This window comes from Microbacterium sp. USTB-Y (genome assembly GCF_023703415.1).
Taxonomy (GTDB): Bacteria; Actinomycetota; Actinomycetes; order Actinomycetales; family Microbacteriaceae; genus Microbacterium.
In genome coordinates, this window is the sequence record NZ_JAGMTU010000005.1 from 268,838 (window position 1) to 281,401 (window position 12,564).

11 protein-coding genes are annotated in these 12,564 nt (G+C 70.0%); 4 read left to right on the plus strand and 7 right to left on the minus strand.

The features are described 5' to 3' along the window. Positions 1–19: 19 nt before the first annotated feature. Together J8G10_RS14080 and J8G10_RS14085 are read right to left on the minus strand one after the other, a co-directional pair. Positions 20–1,432: an APC family permease gene (locus J8G10_RS14080; protein ID WP_251446091.1), complete on the minus strand. Its 1,413-nt coding sequence runs from the start codon at positions 1,430–1,432 to the stop codon at positions 20–22. Positions 1,433–1,445: 13 nt separating this feature from the next. After that, positions 1,446–3,167: an amidohydrolase gene (locus tag J8G10_RS14085; RefSeq protein ID WP_251446093.1), complete on the minus strand. Its 1,722-nt coding sequence runs from the start codon at positions 3,165–3,167 to the stop codon at positions 1,446–1,448. A gap of 142 nt (positions 3,168–3,309) precedes the next feature. Between J8G10_RS14085 and J8G10_RS14090 the strand changes: the two genes are divergently transcribed. The 4 genes from J8G10_RS14090 (at position 3,310) to J8G10_RS14105 (ending at position 7,042) form a co-directional block, all read left to right on the plus strand. Next, complete coding sequence (locus tag J8G10_RS14090) at positions 3,310–3,921, plus strand: TetR/AcrR family transcriptional regulator (RefSeq protein ID WP_251446095.1); 612 nt, start codon at positions 3,310–3,312, stop codon at positions 3,919–3,921. Between the two features lie 412 nt (positions 3,922–4,333). Then, complete coding sequence (locus J8G10_RS14095) at positions 4,334–4,963, plus strand: DNA-directed RNA polymerase subunit beta (protein WP_251446097.1); 630 nt, start codon at positions 4,334–4,336, stop codon at positions 4,961–4,963. Positions 4,964–5,343: 380 nt separating this feature from the next. Continuing rightward, complete coding sequence (locus J8G10_RS14100; protein ID WP_251446100.1) at positions 5,344–6,234, plus strand: aminodeoxychorismate lyase; 891 nt, start codon at positions 5,344–5,346, stop codon at positions 6,232–6,234. 76 nt (positions 6,235–6,310) lie between these two features. Further along, the gene (locus J8G10_RS14105; protein ID WP_251446103.1) at positions 6,311–7,042 is read left to right on the plus strand and encodes a flavodoxin family protein; all 732 of its coding nucleotides are present in this window, start codon (positions 6,311–6,313) and stop codon (positions 7,040–7,042) included. A gap of 75 nt (positions 7,043–7,117) precedes the next feature. On the opposite strand, the gene J8G10_RS14110 is transcribed toward J8G10_RS14105, so the two are convergent. The 5 genes from J8G10_RS14110 to J8G10_RS14130 all read right to left on the minus strand — a co-directional run bounded on the left by J8G10_RS14110 (position 7,118) and on the right by J8G10_RS14130 (position 12,538). After that, complete coding sequence (locus J8G10_RS14110) at positions 7,118–8,227, minus strand: phosphate ABC transporter substrate-binding protein PstS (protein ID WP_251446106.1); 1,110 nt, start codon at positions 8,225–8,227, stop codon at positions 7,118–7,120. A gap of 109 nt (positions 8,228–8,336) precedes the next feature. Next, on the minus strand, positions 8,337–9,116 hold the full coding sequence (pstB, locus tag J8G10_RS14115; RefSeq protein ID WP_251446109.1) for a phosphate ABC transporter ATP-binding protein PstB: 780 nt from the start codon (positions 9,114–9,116) through the stop codon (positions 8,337–8,339). Positions 9,117–9,134: 18 nt separating this feature from the next. Beyond that, on the minus strand, positions 9,135–10,229 hold the full coding sequence (gene pstA / locus J8G10_RS14120) for a phosphate ABC transporter permease PstA (RefSeq protein WP_251446112.1): 1,095 nt from the start codon (positions 10,227–10,229) through the stop codon (positions 9,135–9,137). Next, positions 10,226–11,239, minus strand: coding sequence for a phosphate ABC transporter permease subunit PstC (pstC, locus tag J8G10_RS14125; RefSeq protein WP_251446115.1), 1,014 nt, complete (start codon positions 11,237–11,239; stop codon positions 10,226–10,228). The genes pstA and pstC overlap by 4 nt, the downstream gene beginning before the upstream one ends. A gap of 171 nt (positions 11,240–11,410) precedes the next feature. After that, a complete protein-coding gene (locus J8G10_RS14130; RefSeq protein ID WP_251446118.1) occupies positions 11,411–12,538 on the minus strand; it encodes a substrate-binding domain-containing protein in 1,128 nt (375 codons plus the stop codon). Positions 12,539–12,564: the final 26 nt, after the last annotated feature.

A 12,564-nucleotide genomic window follows, 5' to 3' on the forward strand; every position in this document is an offset into this window, starting at 1 on the left:
GGCCGATGCCGGCGCGGGGTCAGTCGTACATGCCGACGTTGATCGGTCCGGTCAGATCCGGCGGTGCGGCCCGGAAGCCGCGGGTCTTGATGAGCAGGTAGACGACGCCGATGGCGGTCCAGGCGCCGCCGATGATCATCGAGATCCCGTCCAGGCTGAGCCAGAGCGCCACGTTGATCACGACGCCGATCGCCGGGATGGCGACGAAGCCGATCCAGGATCCGATCGTGCGCTTCGTGATGAACCGGAAGAACACGAAGATCACGGACAGGTTCACGAAGGTGAAGGCGATGAAGGCGCCGAAGTTGATCATCGAGGACGCCTGCTCGAGGTTGACGAACAGTGCGGTGAGCGCGATCGCGGCGACGATGAGGACGTTCGCGACCGGGACGCCGGTGCGCGGGTTCACCCTGCCGAACAGCCGCTTCGGCAGGGCTCCGTCACGACCCATCGCGTACAGCAGGCGCGCCGCGCTCAGCTGCTGCGTGATGCCGCAGCCCAGCACCGCCATCATGTACCCGCCGACGAAGATCGCCTGGAATGCCGCCCCTCCGATGTACTTCGCGATCTCGGGGGAGGCTCCGACGATGTTCTCGAGCTTCGTCACATCGGGGAACAGCGTCTGCATGACGTAGGTGACCGTGAGGAAGAACGCGCCCGCTGCGGCGACGATGAGGAAGATGGCCCGCGGGATGTCGCGGGTGGGGCGCTCCGCCTCCTCCGCGAGGGTGGAGACGGCGTCGAACCCGAGGAACGACAGCGCGAGGATCGCCGCGCCGCCGGCGAGGGCCGCGGCCTGGATGTCGTCGGAGAAGAACGGCCGCACGCTGAAGGCGGCGCCGTTCGCGCCGTTCGCGATGTTGACCACCGCGAGCACCACGAAGAGCACGGCGACGACGAGCTGGATCCCGACCAGGATCACGTTCATGCTCGCGGCGAGGCGCACCCCGACCAGGTTGAGCGCGGTGCAGATGACGACCGTGAGGAGCACCCACACCCAGAACGGGACGCCCGGGTAGATCGCTCCCATGTAGATCCCCGACAGGATCGCGTTGATCATCGGCAGCAGCAGGTAGTCGAGGGTCGCCGCCCAGCCCACGAGGAAGCCGACGGAGGGATGGATGCTCTCCTTCGCATAGGTGTAGGCGGACCCGGCGATCGGGAAGAAGCGCACCATGCGCGAGTAGCTGAACGCGGTGAACAGCACCGCGACGAGCACCACCAGGTAGGCGAGCGGCACGTGGCCGCTGGTCTGATCCGCCACGATCCCGAACATGTCGAACACCGCGAGCGGGGCCATGTAGGCGAGGCCGATGAAGACCAGGTGACGCAGCTTCAGGGTGCGCTTGAGCGAACCGGGCTCGTGGGTGACGGCGTGGGCGAGCTGGTCGTCGCCGGCGGCGACGGCGGAGTGGGATGGCAGCGTTGACATCGTGGGCGAGTCCTCAATCGGTGTGCGAGTGGCAGTGGTGGTCGGCGGAGGGCTCGGTGCAGCTCTGCCCGGCGCCGCCCGGGTCCTGGACCGGGGCGGAGGAGGAGGCGCCGCCGAGCTCGCCGCGGTGGTCGTGCACCGCGGTGCCGCCGACGACGGTCAGGTCGGCGTGCTGGGCGAGGATCTCCGCGGGCTCCATGGAGTAGAGGTCTCCCGACCACACCACGAGGTCGGCGAGGTATCCGGTGCGGAGCATCCCGAGGGCGTCCTCGTGATGGAACGCTCCGGCGCCGCCCTGGGTGTAGGCCTGCAGCGTGCGGTCGAGATCGAGGCGCTCGCCCGGAGTCCAGGCGTCGCCGCCGTCCAGGCGCGCCCGGGTCATCGCGCTGTAGACGCCGACGAGCGGATCCATCTCGCCCACCTGCCAGTCGCTGGAGAACGTGACGCGCGCGCCCGACTCGATCATCGAGCGGAACCGCCAGGCGCGGTCCCAGCGGGCCTCTCCGATGTTCGCCATCCAGGTGCCCGCGACGAGGTCCGGGGAGGCGTGGCGGGGCTGCATCGCCGCGACCACGCCGAGTTCGCGGAAACGCGGGAGGTCCTCGGGCGCCAGACACTCGACGTGCACGATGCCGTGCCGGGCGTCCCGCGTGCCGTTCGCCCGCTGGGCGGCCTCGATCGAGTCGAGCGTCAGGCGGATGCCCCAGTCGCCGGTGGCGTGCGTGTGCACCTGGTAGCCGAGGCGGTCGAGCTCGACGAACAGCTTCGTGAACTCGGTCGGCTCGAGGCTGGTGTGCCCGCGGTGGCCGGGACGGTTCGCGTAGTCCTCGAGCATGGCCGCGGTGTGCGGTTCGATCACGTCGTCCGCGTACAGCTTGACCATGCCCAGGCGGAACCGGTCGTGCTGCGGGGTCTCCCGGATCGCCTCGGTGATGCGGGTGCGGAAGTCCCCGTCGGCGCCGACGGGGTGGTAGATCGCGGCGATGGTGCGCGCCGTCAGCCTGCCCTCGCGCTCGGCCCGCTCGAACAGCGGCAGCTCCGCGAGCGGGACCTGCGGCTCGACCACGGTCGTGATGCCGAAGCGGCGGGCCATGTCGAGGCTGTTCACGATCTTGCGGTAGCGCCGGTCGGGGGAGTACATCGGGATGTCGCGCTGCAGCTCGGCGAGGCCGTCGACGGTCATCGCGCTCGTGTAGAAGTCGGTGACCCAGCCGGTGGGCTCGCCCGTGGTGCGGTCGATCTCGGGGTTGCCCCAGGCGATGTCGCCGCCGTTCAGGATGCCGAGCTTCGCCAGTGCCGGCCGGTTGAGCCACACGGAGTGCTGGTCGTAGGTGGTGATGAACACCGGACGGTCGGTCACGCCGGCGAGGTCGTCGGCCCGGGGGCGACGGTTCTCGACCACCGAGTAGAGCGCGTTCTCGGCGCAGATCCACTCCAGGTCGGGGTGCGTCTCGGCGAAGGCCGCGATGCGCGAGCGCACGACGTCGAGGCTCTGCACCTGATCGAGGCTCACGGCGAGGTCGTCGTAGCCGAGCAGGAGGTGGTTGTGGGTGTCGGCGACGCCGGGGGTGACCAGGCGCCCCTCGAGGTCGACCGTGCGACGTGCGGCGGGTGCATCGGCGGCCGTTCCGACGTAGCTGATCCGGTCGCCGGTGACGCCGACGGCCTCGGCCCAGGGCTGGGCGGGGTCGAAGGTGCGGACGCGTCCGCCGGTGTAGAGGGTGTCGACGGCCATGTCGGTGCTCCAGGGGCTCGGGCGGCTCTGCCCGGAGGGGCGACCGCAGTTCTTTGACTCAAGAGTAAATTAATTGACGCAAATGTCAAGAAACTCTTTCGATCGGAACCGGATCCCTCCGTGGGACTGCGATACTGGCTTCATGGCACGCCCGAGCACCCAGGAGCAGCGCCGCCGCGACGTGGTCGATGCGGCGCTCGAGGCCGCTGCCGAGCACGGGCTGCGCAATCTCTCGCTGACCGACGTCGCGAATCAGGCCGGGGTGACCCGCGGCGCGCTGCTGTACTACTACGAAGATCTCGACGCGATCCTCGTCGAAGCCCATGCCGCGGGCATGCGCCGGGTGGGCGAGGAGCGCGAGGCGCTCGTGGCCCGGGCGGAGCATCCGGCGGAGCAGCTCGCGATCGCGATCCGCGCCGGCCTGCCGAGCGGCCCGGACGACGCGCTCATGCGCCTGCTCTACGAGTTCGACGTGCTCGCGGGCAAGTCGCCGCTGCACGACGAGCTCGTCCAGCGCCTCTACGGCGAGCAGCTCGGACTGTACCGGCGGATCCTGGAGGCCGGCACGGCGAGCGGCGACTTCGCGCTCACCGGCCCGATCGAGGACATCGCGATGAACTTCGTCGCCCTCGAGGACGCGTACGGCCTGCACATCGTCGCGGGCGGCAGCATCTCCCTCGCGGACGCCGAGCGGGCCATCGCACTGTTCGCGCGCCAGGCGGGCGCGCCTCTTGCCGAGACATCGCCGCGCTGAGCGTTCGGCGCACGAACAGAGGGTCCGGTCGATGTCGACCGGACCCTCTGTTCACGGTGGGCCCCGTGGGGCTCGAACCCACGACCCGCGGATTAACCTGCCACTTCGGCTTTCGCCGCCGCCCGATGGGCGTTCGTGGTCTGGACTGTCCCTTCACCCTGGCTTGCGCTTTAGGTGCCACCCGTCCAGTCTCTACACCTTCCGGACTCGCGTCCGGCTTGGCTCGGGATTGCCAACTGGTCTCCCAGGAAGGGTTCCCCGACTTTGAGTGGTGTCATCCTCGGCGTTTCCCCCGAGGCGCTCCTATTGTGTTGAAGTCCGATGCTCTGCCAACTGAGCTAGAGGCCCGTGTCCCCGAGTCTATCGGTCGCGACTGGGTGCCCGAGTCGGGCACCGCGCGTAGCCTGGGTCGGTGCCCGCTCCCTTTCACCGCCCCGTCCGCCTCTCCCCGGAGACGTTCGACAACCTGCTCGGATCCCACGATCCGGCCGAGCAGACGCGGATGGCGCACGCCACGGCCTCGGCGCTGCTGGCGCGCGTCCGGGCCGACGACAGCGGCGTGAGCGCCGAGCGGCTGGTGGCCTACGCCACCGAGCACGGCATCGACGAGGTCGCCGAGCTCTGGGCGAAGAGTCCCGCGGTGTCGCTGCCCGGAGCTCTGTGGCGTCTGTACCTCCTGCAGGTGTCGATCCACGCGGATCCGTCCCTCGCCGCACTCCTGCACGAGCGCGGGCGGGTGGAACTGCCGTCGGTCGACGCCCTCGTCGCCGGCGCACCGGTGCCGGCCGGTCCCGAGGAGCTCGTCGGGCTGATCGACACGATCCTCCGCGGCGCTTTCACCGGCGACTTCGCGATCGCGCTCGAGCGGGCCGCGGCGTTCTGCCGCGTGCAGGCGTCCGGCTCGACGCACATCGCCGACGACTACGACCCGACCGAGCCGGACCGGGCGAGCGAGCTGACCACCCGTGCCGCCCGCCTCAGCGCCTTCGCCCAGGACCTCACAGCGTCGGCCGCCGCCTGGCGCGACGGATCGCTGACCTGACCGGACTCCCGGATCCATCCCGGAGGGGACCGGATCCATCCCGGAGGGGAGCGGATCCGGAGACGAAGAAGCCGGGCCGCAAGAACGCCTCTCGGCGGAAGGCCGCTCGCAGCGGCGAAAAATGGAGCCCGGGGTTATGCGGCCCGGCCGATCCAGTGTAACGCGTAGCACCCGGAGGTATTCCCCGCGACCGGGAGCTCGGGCGAGTCGCCTCCGGCAGGGCGCACGCCCGCGGAGGTCCGCGGATGGGCGTGCGCTTCGCTCGGAAATGTGCGGCTGCTTCGGACGAAACGAGTGAGGTCGTCCGACCGAAGCGCACATCTCCGCGCGAGGTGCACAGCAGAATCCGGCCCTCCCGGCGCACGCCCTAAGCTCGTCCTATGGCCGCCGCCCGCTTCGCCCTGCTGATCACCCCCGCCGAATCCACGGACGAGGAGCGCGCCGATTTCAGCGACAGCTTCCGCCGCATCGACCCGAGTGCGCCCGCGCTCAGTGTCGGAGAGCTGAGCACCCAGCGCGGCGACGGCATTTTCGAGTCGATCGGGGTCGTCGACGGGCACGCCCAGGAGGTCGAGCCGCACGTGCAGCGGCTGGCGCACTCGGCGGCGCTGTGCGACCTGCCCGAACCGCACCGCGAGCAGTGGCGGCAGGCGATCGCGATCGCGGCGGCCGAGTGCGGTCCGGGGGAGTGGGTCATCAAGCTCATCCTGAGCCGCGGCGTCGACCACGGTCCGGCGCCCACGGCGTGGGTCACGGCCGCTCCTGCGGGTGACTTCGCTGCCGCCCGCACGGAGGGGATCCGCGTCGTCACGCTCGACCGGGGCTACGACAGCGGCGCCGCCGGGCGCTCGCCGTGGCTGCTGCTCGGCGCGAAGACCCTGTCCTACGCGATCAACATGGCGGCTCTGCGCGAGGCGCACCGCCGGGGCGCCGACGACGCGATCTTCGTCACCACCGACGGCGTCGTGCTGGAGGCCCCGACCGCGTCGCTCATCCTGCGCTTCGGCGACCGCTTCGTCACCCCGGCCCCGCACGGCGGGATCCTGCAGGGCACCACGCAGATCAGCCTCTTCGCGCACCTCGAGGAGCAGGGCTTCGCCACGGAGTACGCCACGGTGCCGACGACCGACCTCGCCGCCGCGGACCAGGCCTGGCTCGTCTCCAGCGTGCGCCTCGCCGCCCCGATCGCGGCGATCGACGACCGTCCGCTCCCGATCGACCGCGCGTTCACCGACACCCTGAACGCGTACCTGCTCTCCGCGCGGGACTGATCCGACGGGTCGCGCACCGGGGTCCACCGGCGCCCGGGGGCTGGCCGGGGCGGCGTGATCGACGTAGTCTGCCCCCATGGCAGAGCACCCGGCCGCTCCGGCGGCCTATGACGACCTCCGCGCCGTGTTCGTCAACTGCACCCTGAAGCGGAGCCCCGAACCCAGCCACACGCAGGGGCTGATGGCTCGCAGCATCGCGCTGATGCGCTCGCAGGGCGTCGCCGTCGAGAACATCCGGTTCATCGACCACGACGTCGCCACCGGCGTCTACCCGGACATGCGGGAGCACGGCTGGACGAGCGACGAGTGGCCTGAACGGATCTGGCCGCTCATCGACGCCGCCGACATCCTCGTCGTGGGCGGCCCGCTGTGGCTGGGCGACAACGCCTCGATCACCCGCAAGCTCATCGAACGGCTCTACGCCATGAGCGGGCTCTTCAACGACAAGGGCCAGTACGTGTACTACGGCAAGACCGGCGGGGCGATCATCACGGGCAACGAGGACGGCGTCAAGCACGCCGCGATGTCGATCCTGTACAGCCTGCAGCACATCGGGTTCACCATTCCGCCGGCCGCGGACGCCGGCTGGATCGGGGCGATCGGACCGGGGCCGAGCTATCTGGATCCGGGGTCGGGCGGACCGGAGAACGACTTCACGAATCGCAACACCACGTTCATGACCTGGAACCTCCTGCACACCGCGCGCCGGCTGAAGGACGCCGGCGGCATCCCCGCCTACGGCAACCTCCGCCAGGCCTGGAACGACGGCGAGCGGTGGGGCTACGACGCCAATCCCGAGTACCGCTGAGCGCGCGCAGACGGCGGTCCTCGGGCGGAACCGGTCTCGGCTCGGAGGCGGCGGATCCGGAGGGCGGTCGGAGACCTAGGAGATCAGGTCGATCGCGGCCTGCGCCCTGGTGCGCAGCTCCTCCGAGATCGGCGCGCTTCCGGCGGCGTCGGCCGCCCGCTGCTGCCCCTCCGCCGAGACCGCGGTCGAGAAGAGGGTCTTCACGAGGGCGGCGGTCTCGGCGTCCTCATAGCGGGAGCAACCGATGAGATAGCCGACCAGGAGCACGGGGTAGGCGCCGCGGGCGGGCGTGCCGCGGTCGATCGTGGTCGCGAGGTCGCCCGGCGCGCGGCCCTGCTCGATCCGGGCGGCGTCCATCGCCGTCCTCGCACCGGCGGCCGATGCTTCCACCCAGCCGCCCCCGACCTTGATCTGCACCGAGGGCAGGTCGCCGGCGACGGACGCGTCGACGTACCCGATGCCGCCGTCGGTGGCGCGGACGACGGCGGCGAGGCCGGCCGCGCCCTGCGCGGCACGGCCGTCGAGGGCGGAGGGCCAGGTGTCCGCCGTGCCGGCGGTCCACACGTCGGGAGCGGTCTGCGACAGATAGTCGGTGACGTGGGCCGTGGTGCCCGAGGCGTCGGAGCGGTGCACGGGAAGGATGGGCTTCGACGGCAGCGCCGCGGTCGGATTGGTGGCGACGATCGCGGGGTCGTCCCATCGGGTCACGGTCCCGGCGAAGATGCCCGCGAGGGCCCGGGGGGAGAGCTTCAGCGCATCGACGCCGTCGAGTGCGAAGACGATCGCGACGGGGGAGACGTAGGCGGGGATCTCGACGAGCTGCGCCCCTTCGGCGCAGGCCCGGAAGCCGCCTGCCGCGACCTCATCCGTCGAGAACGGCACGTCGGAGGCGGCGAACGGGACCTGCCCCTCCCGGAACGCCTGGCGGCCGAGGGCGGAGCCGCGGGCATCGAAGCCCACCTGCGCACCCGGATGCGCGGCGGCCACGAGTCCGGCCCACGCCTGGAGGGCGCTCTTCTGCGCCGTCGATCCTGCGCCGAGGATGCTGCCGGAGACCGGCGCGGGCGGCGGAGTCGTTGCGGCGGACGTGCGGGGAGCGCCGCCGCCGGGCGCGGTGCAGCCCGCGAGGGCGAGGGCCGATGCGAGGGCGATCGCGGCGGCCGTCGAGATGCGGCGGTTCGTCACGGTGGATCCCCTCGGTCGTCGCCCAGGATAGCCCAGGGTCCCGGAGGAGGGATCCGGGCGCCGGACCGCCGGGCGGATCAGGATCCGAGCGGAAGCACGCGGCCCGGGATCACCCGAAGCGACCGGAGACGTAGTCCTCGGTGGCCTGCTCCTTGGGCGAGGTGAAGATCGCCGCCGTGTCGGAGTACTCGATGAGCTTGCCCGGCTTGCCGGTGCCCGCGATGTTGAAGAAGGCCGTCTTGTCGCTCACGCGCGAGGCCTGCTGCATGTTGTGGGTCACGATCACGATCGTGAACTCGTTCTTGAGCTCGGTGATGAGCTCCTCGATCGCGAACGTCGAGATCGGGTCCAGTGCCGAGCAGGGCTCGTCCATCAGCACGACCTGCGGGGAGACCGCGATGGTGCGCGCGATGCACAGGCGCTGCTGCTGGCCGCCGGAGAGACCCGCGCCGGGCTTGTCGAGGCGGTCCTTGACCTCGTTCCACAGGTTCGCGCCGCGCAGCGACTTCTCCACGAGGTCGTTCGCGTCGGATGCCGAGATCCGCCTGTTGTTCAGGCGCACGCCGGCGAGGACGTTCTCCTTGATCGACATCGTCGGGAACGGGTTCGGGCGCTGGAACACCATGCCCACCTGGCGGCGCACGAGCACCGGATCCACGCCCGGGGCGTACAGGTCCTCGCCGTCGATGTAGACGCTGCCCTTGACGGTCGCGCCCGGGATCACCTCGTGCATGCGGTTGAGCGTGCGCAGGAACGTCGACTTCCCGCAGCCGGACGGCCCGATGAAGGCGGTCACGGTGCGCGGCTCGATGTTCATGGACACGCCTTCGACGGCGAGGAAGTCGCTGTAGTAGACGTTCAGGTCGTTGACTTCGATGCTCTTGGACACGGTGAGTTCCTTCGGGAGTTAGCGGCTCTTCGGCGCGAATGCCTTCGCGACGATCCGAGCGATGAGGTTGAAGATGACGACGACGATGACCAGGAGCAGGGCGGCGCCCCAGGCCTGCGCCTGCGAGGCCTCGATGTCCTTGCCCGGGAACGCCCAGGAGGTGTAGGCCATCACGGGCAGGGTCTGCATCGGGCCGCTGAACGGGTCCGCGTTGAAGTTGTCCGTGAAGCTCGCCGCGATGAAGATCGGGGCGGTCTCGCCGACCACGCGGGCGACGGCGAGCACGACGCCCGTGACGATGCCGCTCGCCGCGGTGCGCAGCACCACCTTGATGATGGTGGTCGCCCGCGGGACGCCGAGGGCGAGCGACGCTTCGCGCAGCTCGTTCGGGACGAGGCGGATCATCTCCTCGGTGGACCGGATCACGATCGGGATCATGAGCACGCAGAGGGCGATCGACGCGGAGAAGCCGCTGAACGCCTTCGGGCCGACGATGAGCGCGAACAGCGAGAAGGCGAACAGACCGGCGACGATCGAGGGGATGCCGGTCATGACGTCCACGAGGAACGTGATCACGCGGCGCATCGGGTTGCTCGGCTGCGCGTACTCCGTCAGGTACACCGCCGCCAGAATGCCGATCGGCACCGAGATCACGGCGGCGATCCCGGTGATGATCAGCGTTCCGACGACGGCCTGGAGCGCGCCGGGGGTGTTCGTCACGGCGAGCGTGTTCGGGTCGAAGACGCTGCCGCCGACCTTGGTCACGAAGTCCCAGGTGAGCACCTTCAGTCCCTGGGCGACCACGGTCCAGAGCGTGGAGATCAGCGGGGCCACGGCGAGGATGAACGCGCACACGACGAGACCGCGCACCACGCGGTCGACCGCCTTGCGGCGCCCCTCGACGATGCCGGCCCCGATGCCGATGGCGAGGAGGTAGAACACGGCGGTGAGGACGAGCCACACGGCCGGGTTGAAGAGCTGGAGCACGAGGAGCACGGCGGCGACGACGGCCGCCGTGCCGACCGCCAGGACCGGCTCGATCCAGCGCGGCAGCTGGCCGCTGGTGAGCGTGATCGACGAAGCGGTCGCCGGAGAGGAGGTGACGGCGGTCATGCGCGCTTTCCGATCTTCGGGGCCTTGCGTGTGCGGTTCGTGGAGCGGCCGATGATGCCGCGGGCGAGCATGTTGACCGCCAGCGAGACCACGAACAGCATGAGACCGGTGCCGATGAGGGCGGAGCGCTGCATGTCGGTGGCGATCGGGAAGTTGTTGGCGATGTTCCCGGCGATCGTCTGGGAGTTGTACCCGTCGGTCAGGACGGCGAAGGAGAACAGGATCGACGGCGAGATGATCAGCGCGATCGCCATCGTCTCGCCGAGCGCACGCCCGAGGCCGAGCAGGATCGCCGAGATCATGCCGCTGCGCGCATAGGGGAACACCGCCAGGCGGATCATCTCCCAGCGCGTCGCGCCCAGGGCGAGCGCGGCCTCCTCGTTGAGCCGAGGCGTCTGCAGGAAGATCTCGCGGGTCAGGGCGGTGATGATCGGCAGGATCATGACCGCGAGCACGACGCCGCCCGCGAGCATGGTGGAACCCGTGCTCGAGACGGGTCCGCGGAAGAGCGGGATCCAGCCCAGGTACTCGTTCAGGAACTGGGCGAGGGGCGTGAGGAACGGGCGCATCACGATGACGCCCCACAGGCCGAAGACGATCGAGGGCACGGCCGCGAGCAGATCCACCACGTAGGCGAGGGGGCCGGCGAGCTTGCGCGGTGCGTAGTGCGAGATGAACAGGGCGATGCCGATGGCGACCGGGGCGCCGAGGACCAGCGCGATGAGCGACGACCACAGGCTGCCCCAGAGCAGCGGGGCGACGTAGTTCCAGAAGCTGCCCCAGTTCTTGTTCTGGTAGCCCGCCAGATCGTGGTTGGTCTCCCAGTTCGCGGTGATGGCGGGAAGGCCCTTGAGGATCAGGAAGATCGCGACGCCGGCGAGGATCACCATGATCGAGGCGGCGGCCGTCGTCGACAGGCCGAGGAAGAAGCCGTCGCCGGCTCGACGCTTGCCGACGAGCTTGTCGGTCGGGGCCGCTGTCGCGCCACCGGTCTGCGCGACGTCAGTCACGGTCCCACTCCTGATCTCGCATGTGTGCGCGTCTTTCGTTTGTGCTCCGCCCCAGGGGCCGGAGAGGTGATCGGGCCAGCACGGAAACTCGGCAGGACCTCCGCGTGGATCGGCTGTCCTGCCCAGCCCGGGTCGGCTCCGCAGGGAGCCGACCCGGACCCGGTCTGAGGATTACTTGATGGTCGCGAGCGACTCCTGAGCGGCCTTGAGCACCGACTCCGGCAGCGGGGCGGCGCCGGCGTTCTTGACGGCGACCTGCTGGCCGATCGTGCTGTCGATGAAGCCGATGTACGACTTCACCAGCTCGGCCTGGGCCGGGGTCTTGAAGGTGGTGCACGCGATCGCGTACGAGACCAGCGGGATCGGGTAGGTCTCGGCGGTCAGCTTCGAGTAGTCGAACTTCTTCGACAGATCGCCCTTGACGCCGTTGGACGCCTCCACCGCGGCGACCTCGAACGTCTTGGAGACGGCCTCGGCGCTGAACGGGATGGCCTTGCCGTCCTGCAGGATCGCGACGCTGGCGAGCTTGCCGATCGCGGAGTGGTCGGCGTAGCCGATCGTGCCGGTGCCGGCCTCGATCGCCTGGACGACGCCGGAGCCGCCCTTCTGCTTGGAGACGTCGCCCTCGACCGGCCAGTCCTTGCCCGCGGGGAAGGTCCAGACGCTCGACTGCGTGGCGGCGAGGTAGTTGGTGAAGTTCGCCGTGGTGCCGGAGCCGTCCGAGCGCGCGACCGTGGTGATCTTGCCGGCGGGGAGCGCCTTGCCGTTGTCCTTGGTGATCGCCGCGTCCGACCAGTCGGTGATCTGCAGGGCGAAGATCTTGGCGATGGTCTCGCCGCTGAGCTTGAGGTCGGTCACGCCCGGGATGTTGAAGGCGATCGCCACGCCGTCGAGGTAGACGGGGATGTTGATGCCGCCCTCGGTGCACAGGCCCTTCGACTGGGTGGTCTGGTCCGCGTTCAGCGGGGAGTCGGAGCCGGCGAAGTCGTAGGCGCCGCTGAGGAAGTTGGTGACGCCACCGCCCGAGCCCTGCGACTTGTCGTAGTTGATCGTGACGCCCTTGGCCTGAGCGTTGTACGCAGCGGTCCACGCGGCCTGTGCGTTCGCCTGGGCGCTGGATCCGCCCGAGGTGATCGTGCCGGTCAGCGAGGCGTCCACCGGGGAGGTGACGCCGCTCGCGGTCGGAGCGGCCGAGGAGGATTCGGTGCTCGTGCTGCTGGGCGTCGAGGAGCAGCCCGCGAGCGCGATCGCGGCGAGCACGCCGGCTGCGCCGATCGTGGTGATGCGGTTGAGCTTCACTATTCAAGTCCTTCGCTGTGTCGAGT